We start from the raw sequence: 21,648 nt of genomic DNA on the forward strand, positions 1-21,648 counted from the left end.
AGATGTGATTTATAAAACTCGGTATTTACACCGAAGGAAATCATTGACTTAAATTATTCACTTGCTTTGATGTAAATTTTACATAATTATCTCAAAATATTTCTATTTTTAGACTCCTTAGAGACTGCTTGAGGGGGATGTGTAGATGAGTTGGTTTCGCTCTATTTAAGCCACTATGCCGCAGTCATAGCCCCAATAGCATTAAACATCAGCACAAATAGGCGAGTTAAACCGCCTAAATCAATTGCTATTACTCCTTATAGAAGCTTAAGAGGAAAAACGACAAACAATTGAATTACAGTAGGCCATCAACTGGCTATTAACACAGGATAAATTGTTTGGCAACCTATTAATGTTATGTCATCCGTAAATACTTACAGAGTATAGGCACTTTTTAAAAAATCATGCACTGATGTAGAACACACCCCAATTAATTTAATATTTGGTCGAGTAATAAATCTGCCCCAAATCTCACTACATCAGTGCAAGGAAGTCCGGTTTCTTCTTCAACTTGAGCAATGGCTTTGTGAGCCGCTTCTAAATCTAAATGAAAGGTATTAAGGGCGATGGCTTTAACTTTCACTTCTCCAAATGTCCCATAAACACTGGCTATCTGATTGTATAATTGCACCACTTGTGATAAAGGAGGAATAATAATTTCTGGGACATTATTAATGTGTTTTTGTCCTGCGCGATGGACTAAAATTAAATCGGTGGGTTGAGTTCCCCGAATTAAAGGTAGAGTGGCGGTTGACCCTGGATGCACTAGAGAGCCTTGTCCTTCTATCCATAATAAATCATAGTCATTGCCCCACTTTAACACCATCTGCTCTACTGCCCCAGCCGCAAAATCTACCCGTATAGCATCTAAAGCGATACCCTCTCCGGAAATCATAATACCTCCTTGTCCGGTAGCGAGAAATTTCGATTTTATTCCCCGTTTTTGTGCGGCGCGATCCAATTCAAGGGAGGTAGACATTTTACCGACACTCATATCTGTCCCGACAGTAAGAAGGCGGCGGCTTGAGAGTGATCTCGCCCTCGCTTTAGCGATCATCAGTCCTGGGGGTTCTTGGCGAATATCCCAGATCCATTGTCCGGGTTTTAAAAAGTCAAATTGAGGGGCAATGGGGGTATGTAAGCCATTAACGATGGATACCCCTGCAATAATGGCTTGTTTGACCTCTTCCCACCAGGCTTGCGGTAATACGCCGCCGGAAGGGGCAATGCCAATTAATAAAACATCGGGATGAAAGCTTAATGCTTCGCTGACATTTTTAACGATGGGGATATCTCGATCTATTTTCGTTAATGCGGCTAAAGATTGTCCGGCACAGTCGGCATCAATAACAGCTACTACAGGGTTTTTCCCGTAGCGTAGAAAGGCAAGTCCGGTTTTTCCATGAGTGCCGCGAATGCCTTCATGGAGGAGAATAGCAACCCGATGTTGTGAAGTTAAAAGCATTTTTTTGTCAATAGTCATTAGTCAGTCAAAACTCATAACTTATAACTGTTAACTGTTAAAGTTACGCCTAAACCGGGTAAGTCATTGGGGAGTAAACGCCCTTGTTCTAACTTTACCCCAGTAAATGGATCATCGACTAGGTTGAGATGGCTATCTAAATCGAGGTAATCTGCTAAGGGCGCTAGATGAAACATGGCCGTATTGGCTAAAGTGCTGTCAGAGTAGCAACCGAACATCACCTTTAACCCGCAGACTTTAGCAAGATGAATCATTTTTATGGCCTCACTTAAGCCGCCAGATTTCATGATTTTGATATTAATGCCATGAACACAAGCGGCTAAGCGGATAATATCTTGACTACTAAAACAACTTTCATCGACAAATATGGGAAGGGGTGAGTGCTGATACAAGATGGCTAATTTGTCTTCTTCTCCTACGGGTAAGGGTTGTTCAATATACTCTACTCCCTGTTGTGCTAACCAATCACCCATTAAAAGAGCATTATCAAGGCTCCATCCGCCATTGGCATCTACTGTTATCCTAGCTTGTGGGGCTTCTTCTAAGATGGCTAGTAACATGGCTTGATCGGCTTCTATTCCGTTAGGTGAGCCTAATTTGACTTTGATGATCTCTGGTTCTAAGACTTGCCGCCAGTTTCTCACTCGTTGTTTAGCGGCTTCGGGTGAGGTGATGCCGACGGTTACCGAAATCGGTACAATTTTACGGCGATCGAGTCCCCATAACCGCCATAAGGGTAAGTTGGCTTTTTTTCCTAGCCAGTCGTATAGGGCTATATCAATTGCTGCCCGCACGGCGCTAGAGGCTTGTTTTTCTGTCAAAATGGCTTCTATGGACTGACGATCTAAGGGGGTCAATGATTTTAAACTAGAGGTCAATTGCTCTAATTCTTCGAGTAGGGATGAAGTATTTTTGTATCCTTCTGTTGTGACTGAAAAGGGCGTGGCTTCTCCCCATCCTTCAATTTCTTGGTCTTTAATGCGTACCCACAGATTAGTATTTTGACTACTGGTTCCTCTGCTGATGGTTAGAGGAAAGCGTTTGTGAACGGTAAAGGGCTGAACCGACAATTCCATATAAAATAAAGACCTAGACTGATTTTATTTTCCTATGTTTACGGGAATTATTAAAGAAACTGGATTGATCACACAAGTTAATCAACATGAGCTAATCATTAATGTAGGTTCTGAGCTATTTTCTGACCTTCCTCTTCAATCTTCGGTGGCTTTAAATGGTAAGGTTTTAACGCTTGTCGATAAGTTCAGCATCAATGACCAATTCTGTTTGAAGTTTCATCTTCATTCTTTGTCATCTTTTAGGGCAAATACTCGAGTCAATTTGGAAAGGGCAGTGCGTTTGGGCGAGGAGATTTCTAGCTCTTTATTTTTGGGCATTCCTTCGGGTAGATGTCAATTAATTTCACTGATTCATGAATCTGAAACTTCTGTCCTTTTTGAAGTGGTTTGGGAAGATGTTTTGCTTAAATACCTTGACCCTAAAGATTTAGTCTGTTTAGATGGAGTGCTTTTAATGATTAATAAAATTGAGGAGAGGGTTTTAAGTTTGGGAATTTATGAAGAAACTTTAAAATTAACGAATTTAGGAGAAAGAAGGGTAGGAGACTGGCTCAATATTGAAATGGAACCGATGGTCAAAAAGTTGGCTCAAATTTTAGAGAAAAAATTCATTTAGGGGAAGTATAATTTCTTAAGAGTTAGGAGTGAAATAGATTTTAATGAGCCGTATTAAAAAATGGAAACTCATTAATTCTCAGTTAGTCTTAAATAATCAATGGTGTCAAGTTAAACAGGATACTGTTCAATTACCCAATGGTCAAATTGTGGATGATTATTTTGTTAATCTTCGTCCGGAAATTGCCCTAGTTTTCCCCCTGACTCCCGATAACCAGATTGTTTTTGTGCGTCAATATCGTCATGGTGTTCAAGAGATCTTATTGGAACTACCGGCGGGTAGTTTTAATGCTCAACAAGAAGATAGTTTAATGGCGGCGAGGCGAGAATTAGAAGAAGAAACGGGTTATGTTTCTGAGCAATTTATTCAATTAGCAACTCTTTATGATAATCCGGTCAAAGATAACAATAAAATTCATCTGTATCTAGCTCTAAATGCTTCTCCTCTGGGTAAACAGCACTTAGATTTAACCGAAGATATAGAGCTTGTCTTAGTTCCTATGACAAGAGTTAAATATATGATACAGTGCGGAGAAATTTGTGTTTGTGGATCGGTAGCGGCTATTTATTTAGCCCTGGACTTTTTAAAATCTTAAGGCTTAGCTACTCCCTTGCCTTGTAATAAGGACAACCTTCACAAGGACCTGAAGGGTTAACTGCACAACGAAGATGAGGAGAACGAGCGTTATATTGACAGCTAATTTCTCCTATAAAGCGATCAGATCTCTCGGTTAGAGGATAAGGTTCTGAAGATTCGCTCGTTATTGCTTGATGATAAGCTCTATGTCGAATACGTCGCATTCTGGCTTGAAAGCGTCTTTTAGATCTTCGGATTATCCAAAAACCTAATAATGCTGGTATTGATGCCAGGATAAAAATCAAAATTATCCTTACCACGATGCCTACCTAGTAGCAATAAAGAGCTTACCTCAATCTTAACAAAAATATCCGCAGTAGTCGTTACCTCTAACCAACTTTGAGAAGTATCAGAAGCAGGAAGCTCTACTGATTGTCCACTGTCAGAAAATTAAGCAACTGTTTGATAGAGAGAGTTTTCTAGATGTTGCTCAATCTCTGAAGAGGCGGGAAACCCTCGCGTAATTTCTTGTACTCTGATTTGCTTAGCTTTAAGTGCCGTTTTCAGAATTTTCAAGGCTTCTTCTGGTTTACCACTGCCACAGAAAAATAGATCGGCAGCAAAATACCCCAGTTCTGGCCAGGTATGAATGGCTATGTGAGATTCAGCTAATGTAGCTGTAGCGGTCACCCCATGAGGACTAAACTGATGAACACACAAGTCGATCAGCGTCGCTTCTCCGGCTGCAATCCCCTCAAGTAAAGCATGACGAATACGTTCAGGATCGTTAAGAAGGTCTGCTGGTACTTGCCAAGCATCGATAATCAGATGGGTTCCCAATTTTGTCATTCTTACTTCATACTCCGTGCTATTACCTTCCAAGAAAGCTAGTATAGCATATTTGGCGCTAGTGTTCAAGAAAGAGAAAATTTTTTCAGCAGAGGTTATTTTAGACTCCACCAGGGCGAGATTGTTGGGTAAAATATTGCTCTCTCTTGCCTAATGATAAAGGCTACCGTTGGGTAAAATCGTCTCAGCTAAGGAAGCCGCCATCAAGTTTGTGTGTACTAGACTGGCTCCGATTAAATTTGCCTGATCCAAATTAGCGCGACGTAGGTTAGTTCCTCTCATATAGGTGAGTAATAAACCGGCGTTAGACAAGTTAGCCCCTTCTAAATCTGCTTCGGCGAGGTCCGCACTCAGCAAGTTACATCCTCTTAAATTGGCGTAGATTAAGGTTGCCTGTCTCAAGTTGGCTTTTTCGAGATCTACCCCTTCAAGATTAGCAGCAGACAAGTTGGCTCCGGTTAAGTCGGCTCCGGCTAAGTTGGCTCCTTGCAAATTTGCGCCTTTCAAATTGGTATTGCGTAAGTTAGCGCGACGTAGATCACTAAAACTCAGGTTGGCTCCTTGTAAATTAGCGTTTTCTAGATTGGCTCCACTTAGATAGGCCCGAATGAGGGTAGCTTTTTTTAAATTCGCGCTTTTTAAGTTTACTTGGCTGAGAATGGCGCGATTCAGTTGAGCATTACTCAAATTAACTTCGCTCATTACCGCTTTGCTTAAGCTTGCTCCTGTTAGGTTAGCGGCTTTCAAATTGGCTTTGCTCAGTTCAGCACTGACTAAACTACTGCCGATCAAATATCCATAACTGAGATCGGCTTTTTTGAGGATTGTCTGACTTAAAATTGCGCCGCTTAAATCAGCTTGGGTCAATATGGCTGCGCTTAAGTCGGCTTGGCTCAAATTACTGTCTATTAGCTGAGCTTTATACAAATTTGCTTCGGTCAAGTTGACTTTAGTTAAATTGGCACCGATCAATTCTCCTCGACTCAAATCGGCTTTTTGTAGCTCCGCTCCGCTAAAATTAATTTTATTAAGAGTTTCTTTTTTGAGATTAGCTTTAGAGAGTTTAATCCCTGAAAAATCCCTGACTCCTTGTTGATATTGCTTTAAGAGCAGTTTTGTGCTTAAAATTTCCTTGCTATTCATAAAAATTACTAAATCCTTCTGGAATTGAACATTCCAGGTTTTTTATCTGTCAATCATCTTTCGCTTCGGCCTGTTTGAGGACTGTGTTCTAGCGCGGCTCAAAGTTTTATAAAGGTTTTAAAACTGAGGAATGAGAGAATTGCCAACTCTTCATTTTTTAAGGGGGTAAAACTTATTTCTCCTGAAACCAACTCTTAAAAACGTTGTTTAGGATGATGTCCTCAAAATTCTACCGATTATCTCAATTCAGCTTCCAGCGATCAGCACAAAAGTGACCGCTACAAATGGCCCCCCCATAACCCTTCACATCCTTTCCAACCAGGTCTGGGCATTAAACTCGAAAAGTCTTTTGTTTCGGATTTTACAACCGATTTTACTGTTTCTCCGAAGTTTTGGCTCGGTATCATACAGTTTGGGGTTTAAGGACATTGAGGTAGGTTTCTCCAGTAAGGGTTTAGTACAGGACTATCTAGACCGGTATTCCCTACTTACTTACTTTTTTAAACATAAAAGTCGCTTAATGTCAACCCTAGAACCGCAGAAATTGACAGCACTAAAAAGTCAGAAAACCTACTTGAGTTAATCATAAAGCTTTGGGGCGAGATTTGGCAAAGGATTGTTAATAATTAGTTATCAGAGCTAAGTCAAAAGAAGCCTTTAAACTACGGAACAAAAAATTTAAACCTGCTAACTTAAATAAATATCCTGGAGTTGAACGGAAACTGATGCAAATACAAGCCCGCAACATATCCACCAAAGTAACCGAAGTATTCAGCAAGGTCAAAGAGGCGATCGCCGCATCGCAACAGTATCTACTGTCGATTCAGTATCCCGAGGGGTACTGGTGGGCAGAATTAGAGTCTAATGTTACCATTACCGCCGAAGCGGTTCTCTTGCACAAAATTTGGGGAACGGATACAACTCGCCCTCTCCATAAAGTAGAAACCTATCTCCGTCGTCAGCAACGAGAACATGGCGGATGGGAATTATTTTATGGGGATGGCGGCGATCTCAGTACCTCTGTAGAAGCTTACATGGCTTTACGACTGTTAGGGGTTAGTGCAAGCGATCCGGCCTTGGTTCGTGCTAAAGCCTTTATCCTCTCTCGGGGAGGCATTAGTAAAAGCCGCATTTTTACGAAAATGCACTTAGCCTTAATTGGTTGCTATGACTGGCGGGGTGTGCCTTCTATTCCGCCTTGGATCATGCTATTGCCGGAGAATTTCCCTTTTACCATTTATGAGATGTCGAGTTGGGCGCGCGGTAGTACCGTTCCTCTGTTGATTGTCTTTGATAAAAAGCCGGTTTATCAGTGCGGCATTACCCTAGATGAACTCTATAGCGAAGGGATTAATCATGTTCGCTATGATTTACCGCGCAATGGAGATTGGACAGATGTTTTTGTCTGGTTAGATGGGGTGTTTAAGTTTGCTGAGACTAATAATCTTATTCCCTTCCGCAATGAGAGTTTAAAGGCTGCTGAAAGATGGGTGTTAGAAAGACAGGAAGATACCGGCGACTGGGGCGGTATTATTCCAGCCATGCTAAATTCCCTGTTAGCCCTGCGGGCGTTAGATTATGAAGTCAATGATCCCATCGTTCATCGGGGCTTTAAATCAGTTGATAATTTTGCCATTGAAACCGAAGAGACTTATCACGTTCAACCCTGTATTTCACCGGTTTGGGATACCGCTTGGGTGCTGCGTGCCTTGGTAGAATCGGGATTAAAACCCGATGAGCCGGTTTTAGTAAAAGGGGCACAATGGTTATTAGATAAACAAATTCTCGACTATGGAGACTGGGCAGTCAAGAATAAAGAAGGAACTCCCGGCGGATGGGCGTTTGAATTTGATAACCGTTGGTATCCTGACTTAGATGATTCGGCTGTGGTGGTGATGGCCCTCGAACAGGTGAAAATGCCCGATGAACAGCTTAAATATGGGGCGATGCGGCGTTGTGTGCGCTGGATGGCCACCATGCAATGTAAGGCTGGCGGCTGGGGGGCTTTTGATGTTAATAATGACCAAAATTGGCTCAATTATTTGCCCTATGCTGATTTAAAGGCGATGATTGACCCGAATACCGCCGATGTAACGGCACGAGTGTTAGAAATGTTGGGCACTTGTGAGTTAAGTATGGATCATGACCGGGTAAAAAGAGCGATCGCTTACTTAGAACAAGAACAAGAAGCGGATGGGAGTTGGTTTGGTCGTTGGGGCGTAAATTATATTTATGGTACCAGTGGGGCTTTATCCGCTTTAGCCGCGATTGCACCCGTTACCCATCAAGCACAGATTGAAAAGGGTGCGGCTTGGTTAGTGGGTTGTCAAAATCCTGATGGGGGTTGGGGCGAAACTTGTTTTAGTTATAATAATCCTGCCTTGAGAGGAAAAGGAGACAGTACCGCCTCTCAAACCGCCTGGGGCTTAATTGGCTTATTAGCCGCCGGAGAAGCGACCGGAAAATTTGCGAAAACGGCCCTTGAAAGAGGGGTCAATTATCTGTTGGCGACTCAGCGCCCAGATGGGACATGGGATGAAAGTTATTTTACGGGCACGGGTTTTCCCTGTCATTTTTATCTTAAATACCATCTCTATTTGCAATATTTCCCTTTAATTGCTCTTAGTCGTTATCAGAGGTTATTGGGTTTTAATTAAGTTAAGTAGGGTGTGTTAGGCGGCTACCCTCGTTGAACATCGCCTAGGTTTAACTCATATCTTGCACCAACCGATCTCCGTGTTGAGATCGGTGTCGGGTGTGGGGTGTCGGGGATGGGGAATAGGTAAATTAAAGAGATTTTACAATTAGTGAGACATTATTCGGAGTTACATGATTAATACTCTTTCTTTTTATTATTTTTTCGCCCAATATTTCACTACACCCCACACCCTACCCCCTACACCCTACCCTCACGAATACCATTAGAGACAGGTGCAAGATCTGAGTTTAACAGTCCGTCGTAACACAACTTCCTAACTCAGAACAAAACAGGCGGTACAAAACCTGAACCACCTGTTACAAGAGTTAATTTAAGGAGAAATAATTAAACACTAGCTAATTGAGCTTGAGGACGCTTGCTGTGGCGGATGCCTTCAATGGCTTTAGAATAATCAGAAGCCTTAAATACAGCCGAACCCGCTACGATCGCATTAGCACCCGCTTCTAAAACTTGCCAAGTGTTATCCGGTTTTAATCCGCCATCAACTTCAATCCAAGGATCTAATCCCCGTTCATCACACATTTGACGCAATTTTTGAATTTTAGGTACAACTTCAGGAATAAAGCTTTGGCCCCCAAAACCGGGGTTAACGCTCATAATTAATACTAAATCGCATAACTCTAAAACATATTCTATAAAGTCTAAAGGGGTAGAGGGGTTAAGAACTACACCCGCCTGTTTTCCGCATTCCCGAATTTGGCCGAGAGTACGGTGTAAGTGGGGTGAAGCGTTATGTTCCGCATGAACTGAAATAATATCAGCGCCGGCTTTAGCAAAGTCAGCGACATATTTTTCGGGTTCGACGATCATTAAGTGAACGTCTAGAGGCTTTTTGGTATAAGGACGAATAGCTTCTACGATCAGTGGACCGATGGTGATGTTGGGAACAAAGCGCCCATCCATCACGTCTACGTGTACCCAGTCTGCGCCGGCTTTATCTATGGCTTGTATTTCTTCTCCGAGGCGGCTAAAGTCAGCCGATAAAATGGAGGGCGCAACGACTATGGATTTGGAATGTCCGTTTTGGGTCATGATGTGTGTTCTCTTGATGGCTCACTTTTGGTAACAATCTTAACAAACTCTTTAGCTTTTCTCTATACTTACCCAAAAAAAAGTTAAATTCTTAATCTTCTTGTTTACCTATAGCATAGATTCACCAACGGACCGCACTCAACATTGTCGGCAGCCATTGCTATGTTTTAGCTTAAATCTGGGCACAATAATCTTTAAGAACTTACATCAACTATATTTTTATTATTTTATTTAAATTAACTTAAATTTTTAACCGACTAAGCCCATGAATACTCTGATCGTAACTCTACTGATTTACCGCTATAAGTCGTTAAAGAATTTGTCAAGCTCATCCTCAAATTCAGGATTTACTCTGTTAGAGATGTTAATTACTGTGATCATTTTGGGGATATTAGCCGCTTTCGCTTTTCCTTCTTATGTGGCTACGATAGATAAATTTAAATATGGAGACGCAAAAATTCAGATGAGTTGTATGGCTAAAGAACTGAGAATTTTTAGATTAGAAAATGGTTACTATCCTAAAGATGTTTATCCTAATATAGTTCCGGTGAGTCAACAAGGAACTCCTGCAACTAAATGTTTTTATTTGCAAAGCAGTGGAAAAGTTCCTTTTAATTCTTCCTATGACTACGAAGCTAGACCCACAACAGTTAACGGAAAATCCTATTGTGCAATTTATGTTGTTTTTTCTGGCAAAGATACCGTCAAAAATACTACAACATACTACACTAATGCCTATAAAGAAACCAATCAATTTTTCCAATATCAGGATGATTTAATCATGAGTATTGATATGAGTGAACAGAGTCTTTGTATGTAGATTTTATCTCACACCTAATTTAAAAAAGACTGTGGCGCGGGCAATTCCCTGCTCAGTTCCTTGACTACTCAAGGTCAGAGAGCGCAGATTATTAAATAAAGGTTTGCCAGCTAATTGTATAACCCGAACAATCGGTAACTTTTGCTCAATAATTGGCTCACTCTTATTCCAGTCTACATAAAAGTATCCGTCATTTTCCCTAGGCAAAGCCGAAATAGCCTGTTGGAATTTTTCACTGTCAATTAAAGAGGTTTTTTGTGCCGCCAATGCTTGAGACATCGCTTCAACAGAAGAGGCAATTATTTCATATTGATCAGTATTTGTATGGACCCCTTTTACCTGAGCATTAAGACGCGCTAAAGAACCTCCTCCTGTTTCTGTAGCCGTGCTTAACTTCGTCCAAGCGGTGACCGTGCTATCAAACAAGGGCAAACTTCCCACGCTATAGCCCTGCTGTTTGGCTAAATCATCTAAATGGGTGATGGCTGAGGATGTCTCTACCCCGGGCACTTTCTGAGCGACAAAGATCCAATCGGGTTGATCCCCTTCGGGATTTGGCACTAGAGCCAAGCTATATTCGCCTTTAACCCACTTAAAAATATCTTCAGGTAAATTTAAACCTAAAGGAGCTTCTAAACGGCTTATAAGCTGTTTTACTAACTGTTGTAACGGACTATTAGCGGCTAAACCGGTTTCTACCGTTTGCCAAAATTGGTTGAGATTGGTGCCGGCGGCGGTGACAATGGTATTAGCGGGGACATAATTTAAGGCTCCCACCGGTTGAGATAAAGCGGGAATCCGTTTGGCGGCTCCTTCTACCCCAAATAAGGCGGTTTGAGCGGCTAAACCTTCGGACTTAATCGAAAATGCTACGGTCAGCATTTGGGCCACTTCTGGGGTTTCGGGTACAGGTGCATTAGCTATCCAAGCGGATAAGGCGGGTAAATTCCCGTAAACTAGGCCAATGCGAGGGTCTTCAATGGTCTTTAAAGCTTGTTGATAATAATTAGCGCCCTTTAAATTGAGTCCAGGAACTTGAACATTATTAATAGCATCGCGTAAGACTTTCGGATCGTTGGCAAATAGCACAAAATCGGCTACAACGGCACTAGATCCCAAAGTGACGTTATTTTTATTAGCTGATAGGGGACGTTGAGCAATGAGGTTAACCCCTTTGTACTGTTCAAACACTAAATCTGATGTACCGGCGATCGCTTCTCGAGAATAAGAGGATTGCAGAAATTCTTTGGCTAACTCCGCATCTTTGGTTTGTACTGCCAGCAGGTATCCGGGTTTAATACCATTTTCCGGATTGCGATCAAAATCGAGGGAAGTGACTGCTAGAGTAATTTCATCTCCTAGCCAGGGTTGAATCTCTTTTTGATAGTTTAATCCAGTTTTGGCCAGTAAGCTTTTTTCCACTTCTCGAATTTCTCTGAGGGAGCGTCGCCGGTTAGCGGGAGCCGCAATGAGTTGACTAAAAGCTTCTATACGCTCTGGACTGACTAATAGAGATACCATCACCGGAGCTTGTCGGGGAATGACGATGGCGGCAGCCGGTTGCGCTGTTACCCCTCCTGCGAGGAGATTTAAGGGACTTTGAGAGAGTATCCAATAAAGGCTACCACCAGCGATGGATAAAAGGAGAACAACACCAACTGCTAGGATTGACAAAAAAGTGCGAAGCTTCATGGTTAGTTGTAGAGACAGTAAATATTGCCCGACAGGGGTAAGCTTCGAGCCTTTTACATTTTACTATACAGGGGTCTAATCACTATCTGTCGTTGTAGGGTGGGCATTGGCGGCTAAAAACTTAATATTTTTGAACCTAAAAGCATCAACACTAGCCTACGGTAACAGAGTTTCTAAAACAGCCGCCACCACGCGATGATCTTGGTCTTGTTTTAATTGAATTAATGCCGCTTCAACTAATGGGCTATTAAATTTACTTAAGGCGCTGGCAACTCTGGCTCGAACTCGCCATGATTTATGATTCACTAAAGACAGTAATTGATTAAGAGCCGCTTCACTTTTATCTGTATTAACTAATAGGGTGAACCCATCCACAGCAGTTTCTTGTATAGTCAGGTCTTTATCTTTGAGTCCTTCTACACAAATCTCGAGTAATTCTGCTGGTGCATTTAAATCTGCCATAGCCGCAAAAATGCTTTTACGAACTAACCAGTTATTATCTTTATGAAACAGTGCTACTAAATGAGGAATGGATGGCTCACCATAAAATGAGAGAGAATTAGCCGCTTCAGCGCGAACATTTGGGTCTCGCTCAAATTCAATGAGTTCTAATAATGCCGCATAAGAATCAGCATTTTGTTTTCTGCCTAACCCCATCGCCACATAGGAACGAACGATAAATTCTTGGTCTTGTATTCGACTGATGAGTAAGGGGACTGCTATTTCTGAGTCGTATTTGCGTAACTCCACTAAGGCTTTAAGGCGGTTTTGGGAGTCTGAACTCTCGAGATAGGCTTGGAGTTGTTCGAGTTCCATGATTCGGTCTGCTCAATATTTGTTCATGTTTATTTACTTTAGTTTACAATGTACTCAGGGAATTGGGGGTAGGGTTTACCGTCTTGGGATGAGGGTCCACAGATGCGGCGTTGTGCAGGGGCGAAGCTTACACCAATAAACACAGATGAATATATTTAGTTTTGTCGAGAGATTTAGTGAGGGTTGATAATTAGATTTAATGCTTGGTTGATAATATTTTCTGGGTTGACGATTTCGGCTAATTCTTCGGGTTTATAACGCCCTTCGTTGAATTAAATAAAGCAAGAGTATGTTAGCCTATATCCCATAACCTTTTTGTGATTGAACCAGGCATCATCACTCATCAATTATGAATGATGAATTATCTTCACTCTCAAACCCGCTATCACTATCGATAGTTGTCGATGCTTCCAACCCCGCATTGCTGGACGGGTTAGAAGTATGGTTGCGTTTGGGATTAATTAATGACGATTATGTTAAGCAATTCAGTCAGCTTTATTTAACTTCTCCACTTCCTGAACCGGTAACAGTTGTCTCACCCCAAAAAACCGATTTATCTAATATTCCTGAAACTCCTTTAAAATCAGAGCAAATTATACCACAAAAACGTCAACCTAGAAATATTTTTACTCGGATATTGCAGGGGTTAAAAGATGAACTGAGTGTTCGTTGGTTGTTATTTTTAGGCTTATTTTTAGTCGTCATATCTTCTACCTTGTTAGCGGCTACTCAATGGCAAAGATTTACGAATGTAGGACAATATTTAATTTTATGGAGTTATACCCTGGTTTTTTGGGGAACGGGTTTTTGGTTAAGCCGCCAGGAAAATTTACAGCTAACTTCTCAAACGCTTCAAAATATTGCTTTTTTACTTATTCCTATTAACTTTTGGGCGATGGATACTTTTCGGTTATGGGAAAAGCAGTGGGGATGGGAAGTTATTGCGCTCGCTTGTTTTAGTCTTACCCTTGTTTTTTATCAATACAGCAAGTCTAGGCATCGTTTTCTTATCGCTATTAATTTTTTAGGATTAAGTTATTTACAGTGGGGTTGGCATTTTTCAGAAGTACCGATTATTGCTGTATATTTTGCCCTAATTGTTACCAGTATCATTTTAAGATTATTTCCCAGTTCAAGACAATTGAGGGAAGTTGAAGGAAGAGGACTGTTAGTTTATGGGCTAAGTATATTGCTGATACGAGCAATTTTTGTGAATCATCTTCCTATTCAACAATTAGGGTTAGCTATTGGGGTTTCTGGCTGGTTACTACAGGGAAATGGTGGGAAGATTGCCCCGGATGTTTCTATTGGAAAAGTTTGGGAATTTGTCGGGATAATTTTATTATTTTTAGGGTGGTTATTTTCAGTAGGAGAGAATTTTCCTTGGCAAGCGGCTCTGGTGAGTTTTCTAGCACTACAATTTTTTGGACAACGATTACGGCGAGATTGGCTACGGTTAGATTTACTCGCTATTTATTTAATTGGCTTGCAAGGGGTTTTTCTGATAGAGCGTTTAATTCCTCTATCGGTTCGTCAAGATATTCTAGATGTTTGGATTCATTTTACTCACAATCAAAATTATTCTTACTCGCTCTATAGTTTAATTTTATTTCCCTATCTATTAATTTTTGTCGGGTTAACCGATTGGCTACAGCGTCAAAATAAGCCTAGTTTGGGCAATTTGGGCGAAGGATTAAGTTTATTTTTGGCACTTTGCATGACGGCTAATAGTCTTTTGGATTTGACAGCCAGAGCCGTGAATTTATTCCTTTGTACTCTGCTGTTAACTTATTATTCTTCTCGTCGTCAACCGGTAAAAATTGCGGCAATTTATTTAAATCATATTACTGCCTTATTGACGATTACTTCGATAGTAGATTGGCAATTCCCTTCTCTAAGTGTGGCCAGATGGATAAAAATATTATTAGGCTTCATGGTGGGAGAATGGTTAATGAGTACCTTACAAGAATCTCGGGGGAATTTAACTGTTAAACAAGTTTGGTATCGTAGTTGTTGGCACTTGGGTTTTTTCTTCGCCTTTCTCAGTTATATTTTATTATCACAGGAGGTTAAACTGTTTCTAGATGCACAAAAAGTTTACACAGAAGAATTGTGGTGGTTATTAGTGCCATTAACCCTTACTGGAGTGGCTAGTCGGAGTGGGAGAAAACAAAGAAGAGAAGCGGCTTTTTGGAGTTGCGTGGCGTTAATTGTTGCACAGACTTTAACGCTTTGGTTTCGGGATTATAGGCTCTTTAGTTTAGCTATGGGAGCCGGATTAATGTTATTTAATACTTATTATCTTCGTCGTTTAACTGCGGCTAGAATTCAAATCGGTTTTACGCTTGCTTTACAGGCAGTATGGTTAGGGCGGCTACTCACTACTTCTTTTGGTGAATTTTTTGTTTCATCTCAAGCTATCATTAGTGATGCGATTACTCTTGTGGTGCTATGGCTGCTCAATATAGGGTTAAAACAGCGTCAGGGATTTTTGGCGAGTTTATATGCTAAGGCGGCTGAAGGTTGGGCAATTTTTTTATGTGTTTTTAATTTATTGAGTCTAACCGTAGACTGTCTTGGTTCCACAGTGGGATTGTTTTCTCTGACTTGGCATTCTTTGGTTGCGACTCTTTTAATTGGGGCTATTGTGATTTACCGCTATTGGCAAGAACTTAATTATTGGGTGGTGTATGGGCTAGTTTGGATCATTGAAATTTTAGTGATTCAAAGTGTTGTCTTAACCGTCAATTTATTGGCTCCTAATTCTCAAGATGTTGCCTCTATAATTGCCACGAGCAATATTATTTTAGCTCTCTTTACTCTTGGGTTTACCGGTTGGCTATCGGCAAAATTTTCATCTTTGTCTCAATTAACCAGTTTTCAAATTTTTCCCTTAATTATCGCCATCATGGGCATCGGTTGGCGATGGGGACATTTTACGGCTTATACAGGCTTGCTGACGGTGGGAGCCGGCATTACAGGTGTCATGATAGGCTATCGTTTAAATCGGGCTAAAATCCTCAGCTATCTGGCTGTCGCTGGCATTTCTCTAGGCATTTATGAATCAGCTATTTATCAAATGAGACAATTCCAGGGAGAAGCGGCTAATAATATTATGAGCTTAGCTGTGATTACTGGGGTAATTGCGTTAAGTTATCGTCTCTTGGCTTGGTTTTTGCGATGGCGAGGGTTTCAAAACTATTTAAATCTTAATCTCAGGGAAATTCAAATAATTGCTCATGCTCATTGGGCAATTGCTACTGTTTTAAAGAGTATCTCTATTATGACAGTTGCTTCAACGATTACCTTAACATCTCAGCTTAATTTACTGCTTCTGATAGCGAGTTTAATTTTACCGGTTTATTCTCTGATTCAAGGACGGGTTACACCCCCCTTATCTTCTCAACAAAATTTGACAACGGCTAAAGATATCTGGGTTTATCTGGGCTTATTTGATGTTCTTGCTACTGCTGTTTTTGCTCGAATGATTTGGCAGCAATTAGCCATTCTTGATCCTTATCGAGCTTTAATTATTTGTGCATTGGCTTTAATTTTATATTATTTACCTTGGCAAACTTGGAAGTGGCCGGTAACTCCCTGGCAAAATGTGGCTTTATTGCTTCCTATTTTACAGGCTTTAATCATTCTCCCCAATTTAGCTAATGTTCAGTATTTTAATCTTTTAATTATTGCCGGTTTTTATCTGCAAATAGCCCTGAAGACAAAAAACTTACGCTGGACTTATATTAGCCTATTTTTGCTTGACTATATGATTTTAAATTGGCGGTTTGAGCAAGGAAGTAAAGAACCACTATTTGAGGCGTTTGTGTGGGGGTTTTCTCTCCTATATATAGCTCAAATTGATCAAAAATTTCAAGACAATCGAGAGCGCAAAAATCGTCATTATTTGCGCCTATTAGGAAGTAGTATTATTTGTGTGACGGCTTTACTATTCTACCAAAAAACAGGACTAATTCCCGCTATCATCAGTTTATTAACGCTATTGACTGGGTTAGGATTACAAATCAGAGCCTTTTTATTCGTGGGAACTACGACTTTTGTCATGACCGGTATTTATCAAGTAATTATTGTCAGTTTTCAGTGGAGTTTTATAAAATGGATAATAGGATTAGCTCTTGGTATTATTCTAATTACTGTAGCCGCAAATTTTGAACGCCGGCGAGAACAAATGTTAAACTTGTGGCAAAATTGGCTAAATAGTTTAAACCAATGGCAATAATCAATTAAAGTAATTCGAGTATTAGTTAAGTATGGCAAGAACATCATCAGTGACTCATTTTGTAGCTGTTAGTGACCTATCTAAATCTTTATCTGAACAAGAAGGAATACTGATTGAAGTAGAAGGAAAAGGTGGAAATAATCCTCAAAATAGAGCTAAGGCACTAGAAATTGTGCATCGAATGTGGGAACAGGGAGAAATAGAAGCCGATCAATTTCCTGATGGATTAACGCTGGAAAATCTTGTTTTTGTTCCGCCTGATAGCCCTCAATTACAAGCTCCAAAAGCACCGAAAAAAGCGGCGAAGATTCCGCCAATTATTCAAGGAGCGCAAGAAATTATCGAATTGACTAGACTGCAATTAGAAATTCAAGAAATAGCTGAAGAAGCTGAACCTTATTTGCCCATAATTAAAGCAGTGTTAGAAAAAAATAGACCTTTAACTGCCAAAGAAAAAGAATTAGTGAAAGATAAAAAATATCCGAAAACATTGGAAAGATTAGGAACGGCAATTGCTACTCAAGAAAACTATCGAGCCAATAGTTCAGGCTATGCTAATCTCATTCTCAATGCCATCGCTTGGCAGTTGAACAAAGGACTCAAAGAACCCAGTAAAACCACAAAGCCTGAAACAAAAAGAAGACCGCAAACACGAGTTAGGAAACCGAAGACAGAATAGTTAACAATTAGGCACTAGGGCACTCTTGCAATAGAAAATAGGACATGACTAATGATTAATAATTAATGGGTCTTCTTTAAAACTACCTACAGACTAATAACCATAAATATGTTTTTGTTTCTTTCTAAATTACTGCCGTTATTTTTGTATCCCGTTGGATTAACTTGTGTCTTGCTAGTGATAAGTTTAATCTTATGGTGGAAACGTCCTGCTTGGGTTCCTTTTCCAATAACATTAGCGCTCATTATTATTTTAGTCGCTGGTAATGAATGGGTCAGTAATGGATTAATTCAGTCTTTGGAATGGCAAAATATCCCCCAAAATATCCCCAATGCAGAAGCAATTATTGTACTCGGTGGTGCGACAAAATCAGCCTCTTTTCCTCGTCCAATGGTAGATTTAAATGAACAAGGGGATCGCGTTGTCTATGCGGCTAAACTTTATCAAGACCACAAAGCGCCTTTAATTATTGCTTCTGGAGGTCGAATTAAATGGGGTGGCCAACAAGTTACCGACAAATTGAGTGGGGTGGGGAACTCGTTCCGCACTCAGCAACAACCCGAGTCCGCAGATATAGCCACACTATTGACTCTGATGGGTGTACCGCCTAGCGCAATTCTTCAAGATTCTACATCCCTTAATACCTATGAAAATGTGGTTAATGTAAAGAAAATTTTAAATGAAAAAGGTATTAAGCGAGTGTTATTAGTGACTTCGGCCCTTCATATGCCGCGTTCTCTTTTGATTTTCAAAAAACAAGGTATAGATGTCATTCCTGCCCCCACTGATTTTTTAGTGAGTCAACCCGAGTTAGAACAGAGTGATCTCAGTGTAGAAACTATAATGCTTAATTTAATCCCTGATGCTGGCCGCCTAGAAGGAACTACTAAAGCTTTAAAAGAGTATATAGGAATGGTTATTTATAGATTAAAAGGTTGGTTATAAATACAGTTTTCACGGGAAAAAATTCTTGTTAAATTATTAGTACAGACTCGAGCTTTTAAAAAGGGAATAAAGAGATGAAATTTTCTTTACTCAGTAGTAAAACTTTTTTCTCACTCACTATGGTTCTTAGCATAGTGTTTATTGTCTGGGGTGATGTAATACTTCCTAAACCGCTAAGTCTATATAGTAGGAATACCCGACAAAAGCTAGAGCATACCTTGATCGGGCTATTCCCTAATATTGATGCAGAGGCTACAAGGCCTAGTAGGAAACGGGAACAAAAAATCCAAGAATTTGAAAGAGAAGCAGATCCTTCACCGAATCAAAATTAAGCCTTTTTTAGCCAACTAAACATAGCTCGTAAATCTTTACCGACTTCTTCAATAGGATGTTCAGCTTCTTGACGACGCATGGCGATAAATCCGGGTTTTCCTGACTGGTTTTCTAAGACAAATTCCCGAGCAAATTGACCGGATTGAATTTCTTTAAGGATTTTCCGCATTTCTTGCCGGGTTTGATCCGTAACAATACGAGGACCTCTAGTATAGTCTCCATATTCTGCCGTATTGGAAATGCTATCGCGCATCTTAGCTAATCCGCCTTCTACCACCAGATCAACGATTAGTTTAACTTCGTGGAGACATTCAAAATAAGCCAATTCAGGCTGATATCCGGCTTCGACTAAGGTTTCAAATCCGGCTTTAATTAAAGCACTTAGACCGCCACAGAGGACTACTTGTTCACCAAATAAATCAGTTTCTGTTTCTTCTCGGAAAGTCGTTTCTAAAACACCGGCACGAGTTCCTCCAATCCCTTTAGCATAAGCCATAGCGCGATCGCGGGCTTGTCCTGAAGCATCTTGAAAGACTGCAAATAAACAGGGGACTCCTTCGCCTTGGGTGTAGGTACGTCTGACGAGATGTCCTGGACCTTTTGGTGCCACCATAACCACATCTACCGTAGAAGGAGGAATTACTTGTCCAAAATGAATATTAAATCCATGAGCAAACAAAAGAACTTTGCCTTCTTTTAAATGGGGTTCAATTTCATTTTTATAGACGCTTTTTTGTACCTCATCTGGCAGCAAAATCATAATCCAGTCGGCGGCGGCGGCGGCATCGGCTACACTTTTAACCGTTAAGCCGGCTTCAGTGGCTTTTTGGGCTGACTTACTCCCAGGATACAGCCCCACAATAACATTAACTCCGCTATCTTTAAGATTAAGGGCATGGGCATGGCCTTGAGAACCATAGCCGATAATGGCAACCGTTTTATTAGCAAGTAAGTCTAAATTGGCATCTTCATCGTAATACATTCGAGCCATGAGGCTGTCTCCTTCTTCCATTGATCTGCAAACTCTTAATTGTAGCGCAAAATGTCCCCCTGGCCTAGTTGCTGACTTTACACCCATTTTGGGGTGTTGCAGTTTACATTAGAAAAAATATAAAACTGTCCGGAATAAGTTCCTGACAAGCGCAAACCTTGAATTGATCTGTGCCTTATGAGAAGACGTTCTGTAGTGGTCACTCTTTTAGTGAGTTTATGTTTAATTGTTTCGTTGATGGGCTGGACTCCTGCGGCTAATGCGGCAGGTTTTTCACAAGAACAAAAGATTTTATTACAATCCTGGCGACTGGTTAACCAAGCTTATATAGATGATTCGTTTAATCAGCAAAATTGGTGGCAAATTCGACAAGATTTTTTAAAACGACCCCTTAAAACCCGAGAAGATACTTATAAGGCTATTGATGAAATGTTGGCTACTTTGGATGAGCCTTTTACTCGTCTTTTGCGTCCCCAACAATATCACAATCTACAAATGAGTACCGCCGGCGAATTATCAGGAGTGGGACTGCAAATTAATATTAACCCAGACACCGGCAAGTTAGAAGTGGTTGCTCCTCTAGTGGGTTCTCCGGCTGAAGATGCTGGCATCGCTCCCCGAGATCGAATTCTGTTTATTGATGGGGTGGATACTGCTACTCTGACGCTAGATGAAGCGGCGGCTAAAATGCGAGGCCCAAAAGGCACTAAGGTTTCTTTAACGATTTTGCCGAATGGTCAACAAGAGTCTCAACAACGGACTGTAGATCTGATTCGGGACCGCATCTCTCTGAGTTCAGTTTATGCCAGTTTAGATCAGCATGGTTCAATTCCCATTGGTTACATCCGCTTGACTCAATTTAGTGCTAATGCGGCTAAAGAAGTGTCTCAAGCGATTAAAGAATTAGAAAAACAGGGGGCCCAAGCTTATATTTTTGATTTGCGAAATAATCCCGGTGGACTCCTGCAAGCCGGCATTGAAATTGCCCGTTTATGGTTAGATAAAGGAACCATTGTTTATACGGTTAACCGTCAAGGCGCGTTTGATAGTTTTGCGGCTTCGGGAATGTCTTTGACAGAAGATCCTTTAATTGTTTTGGTTAATGAGGGAACGGCCAGCGCCAGTGAAATTTTAGCCGGGGCGCTTCAAGATAATGGTCGCGCCCTTTTGCTTGGTGAGAAAACTTTTGGAAAGGGTTTAATTCAATCTTTGTTTGAGTTACCCGATGGGGCGGGTTTAGCCATTACTGTTGCTAAGTATGAAACACCGGCTCATAAGGATATTCATAAAGCGGGTATTGTTCCCGATCAACTGATTCACGAAGATCCTATTACTTATCAACAAATTGGCACAGAAAAAGACCTTCAATATCAGGAGGCTTTGAAACTTTTGACCGACAATCCGGTTTTGGCTGATGCCGGTTAACAGTTCAGAGTGGAAAATCACCGCACGACTGAGTGCGTGGGATGAAAAAGAGGCGTGGTATTGACTACGTAGCAAAAACCCTCTAATATAAAGCATAGCGAGGCAATAACGGTAATAGACCCGCTTGCCACCAGGGATGATAACCTCCTCCGCAGTGCAGTAATGCCGTGAAAGCTACTTATCTACCCCAGAACTAGCACAGTTAGTGGCAGT

Annotated in this window: 17 protein-coding genes; 8 read left to right on the forward strand and 9 right to left on the reverse strand. The window is 40.8% G+C overall.

The genetic code is table 11. The annotated features are described in order from the left end of the window. Positions 1 to 430: 430 nt before the first annotated feature. Both CYAN7822_RS00550 and CYAN7822_RS00555 read right to left on the reverse strand, forming a co-directional pair. Positions 431 to 1,465, reverse strand: coding sequence for an N-acetyltransferase DgcN family protein (locus CYAN7822_RS00550; protein WP_041933419.1), 1,035 nt, complete (start codon positions 1,463 to 1,465; stop codon positions 431 to 433). Between the two features lie 32 nt (positions 1,466 to 1,497). Continuing rightward, positions 1,498 to 2,559 (reverse strand): dipeptide epimerase, encoded by a 1,062-nt coding sequence (locus CYAN7822_RS00555; protein ID WP_013320278.1) that lies wholly within the window; start codon positions 2,557 to 2,559, stop codon positions 1,498 to 1,500. A 34-nt stretch (positions 2,560 to 2,593) separates the two neighbouring features. Here CYAN7822_RS00555 and CYAN7822_RS00560 point away from each other — a divergent pair, with 34 nt between their 5' ends. Beyond that, positions 2,594 to 3,175 (forward strand): Lumazine-binding protein, encoded by a 582-nt coding sequence (locus CYAN7822_RS00560; protein ID WP_013320279.1) that lies wholly within the window; start codon positions 2,594 to 2,596, stop codon positions 3,173 to 3,175. Between the two features lie 43 nt (positions 3,176 to 3,218). Further along, positions 3,219 to 3,770: an NUDIX hydrolase gene (locus CYAN7822_RS00565; RefSeq protein WP_013320280.1), complete on the forward strand. Its 552-nt coding sequence runs from the start codon at positions 3,219 to 3,221 to the stop codon at positions 3,768 to 3,770. Positions 3,771 to 3,777: 7 nt separating this feature from the next. Here CYAN7822_RS00565 and CYAN7822_RS35440 read toward each other — a convergent pair whose 3' ends face one another. The 3 genes from CYAN7822_RS35440 to CYAN7822_RS00575 all read right to left on the reverse strand — a co-directional run bounded on the left by CYAN7822_RS35440 (position 3,778) and on the right by CYAN7822_RS00575 (position 5,743). After that, positions 3,778 to 4,071, reverse strand: a complete 294-nt coding sequence (locus CYAN7822_RS35440; protein ID WP_013320281.1) for a DUF6464 family protein — start codon at positions 4,069 to 4,071, stop codon at positions 3,778 to 3,780. Between the two features lie 130 nt (positions 4,072 to 4,201). Continuing rightward, positions 4,202 to 4,600: an adenosylmethionine decarboxylase gene (gene speD / locus CYAN7822_RS00570; protein ID WP_013320282.1), complete on the reverse strand. Its 399-nt coding sequence runs from the start codon at positions 4,598 to 4,600 to the stop codon at positions 4,202 to 4,204. Between the two features lie 150 nt (positions 4,601 to 4,750). Then, the gene (locus CYAN7822_RS00575; RefSeq protein WP_013320283.1) at positions 4,751 to 5,743 is read right to left on the reverse strand and encodes a pentapeptide repeat-containing protein; all 993 of its coding nucleotides are present in this window, start codon (positions 5,741 to 5,743) and stop codon (positions 4,751 to 4,753) included. A 725-nt stretch (positions 5,744 to 6,468) separates the two neighbouring features. On the opposite strand from CYAN7822_RS00575, the gene shc reads away from it, so the two are divergent. Next, complete coding sequence (gene shc / locus CYAN7822_RS00580) at positions 6,469 to 8,400, forward strand: squalene--hopene cyclase (protein WP_013320284.1); 1,932 nt, start codon at positions 6,469 to 6,471, stop codon at positions 8,398 to 8,400. A gap of 386 nt (positions 8,401 to 8,786) precedes the next feature. Here shc and rpe read toward each other — a convergent pair whose 3' ends face one another. Then, positions 8,787 to 9,494, reverse strand: a complete 708-nt coding sequence (rpe, locus tag CYAN7822_RS00585; RefSeq protein WP_013320285.1) for a ribulose-phosphate 3-epimerase — start codon at positions 9,492 to 9,494, stop codon at positions 8,787 to 8,789. A 265-nt stretch (positions 9,495 to 9,759) separates the two neighbouring features. Here rpe and CYAN7822_RS00590 point away from each other — a divergent pair, with 265 nt between their 5' ends. Continuing rightward, positions 9,760 to 10,314, forward strand: a complete 555-nt coding sequence (locus CYAN7822_RS00590) for a prepilin-type N-terminal cleavage/methylation domain-containing protein (RefSeq protein WP_013320286.1) — start codon at positions 9,760 to 9,762, stop codon at positions 10,312 to 10,314. Between the two features lie 3 nt (positions 10,315 to 10,317). Here CYAN7822_RS00590 and CYAN7822_RS00595 read toward each other — a convergent pair whose 3' ends face one another. Together CYAN7822_RS00595 and CYAN7822_RS00600 are read right to left on the reverse strand one after the other, a co-directional pair. Next, the gene (locus CYAN7822_RS00595; RefSeq protein ID WP_013320287.1) at positions 10,318 to 12,006 is read right to left on the reverse strand and encodes a DUF3352 domain-containing protein; all 1,689 of its coding nucleotides are present in this window, start codon (positions 12,004 to 12,006) and stop codon (positions 10,318 to 10,320) included. 156 nt (positions 12,007 to 12,162) lie between these two features. Next, positions 12,163 to 12,822 carry a HEAT repeat domain-containing protein gene (locus CYAN7822_RS00600; RefSeq protein WP_013320288.1) on the reverse strand — a complete coding sequence of 220 codons (660 nt, stop codon included), beginning with the start codon at positions 12,820 to 12,822 and terminating at the stop codon, positions 12,163 to 12,165. 349 nt (positions 12,823 to 13,171) lie between these two features. On the opposite strand from CYAN7822_RS00600, the gene CYAN7822_RS00605 reads away from it, so the two are divergent. From CYAN7822_RS00605 to CYAN7822_RS00615, 3 genes are all read left to right on the forward strand, one after another. Then, a complete protein-coding gene (locus CYAN7822_RS00605; RefSeq protein WP_013320289.1) occupies positions 13,172 to 17,062 on the forward strand; it encodes a hypothetical protein in 3,891 nt (1,296 codons plus the stop codon). Between the two features lie 31 nt (positions 17,063 to 17,093). Beyond that, positions 17,094 to 17,741: a hypothetical protein gene (locus tag CYAN7822_RS00610; protein WP_013320290.1), complete on the forward strand. Its 648-nt coding sequence runs from the start codon at positions 17,094 to 17,096 to the stop codon at positions 17,739 to 17,741. 108 nt (positions 17,742 to 17,849) lie between these two features. Then, positions 17,850 to 18,686, forward strand: coding sequence for a YdcF family protein (locus CYAN7822_RS00615; RefSeq protein ID WP_013320291.1), 837 nt, complete (start codon positions 17,850 to 17,852; stop codon positions 18,684 to 18,686). A gap of 328 nt (positions 18,687 to 19,014) precedes the next feature. On the opposite strand, the gene ilvC is transcribed toward CYAN7822_RS00615, so the two are convergent. Beyond that, positions 19,015 to 20,097 (reverse strand): ketol-acid reductoisomerase, encoded by a 1,083-nt coding sequence (gene ilvC / locus CYAN7822_RS00625; protein ID WP_083786811.1) that lies wholly within the window; start codon positions 20,095 to 20,097, stop codon positions 19,015 to 19,017. 90 nt (positions 20,098 to 20,187) lie between these two features. Here ilvC and ctpA point away from each other — a divergent pair, with 90 nt between their 5' ends. After that, positions 20,188 to 21,435, forward strand: a complete 1,248-nt coding sequence (gene ctpA, locus CYAN7822_RS00630; protein WP_013320294.1) for a carboxyl-terminal processing protease CtpA — start codon at positions 20,188 to 20,190, stop codon at positions 21,433 to 21,435. The last annotated feature ends 213 nt before the right edge of the window (positions 21,436 to 21,648 follow it).

Origin of the sequence: Gloeothece verrucosa PCC 7822, assembly GCF_000147335.1 — a bacterium.
In the GTDB taxonomy this organism is placed as follows: Bacteria; Cyanobacteriota; Cyanobacteriia; order Cyanobacteriales; family Microcystaceae; genus Gloeothece; species Gloeothece verrucosa.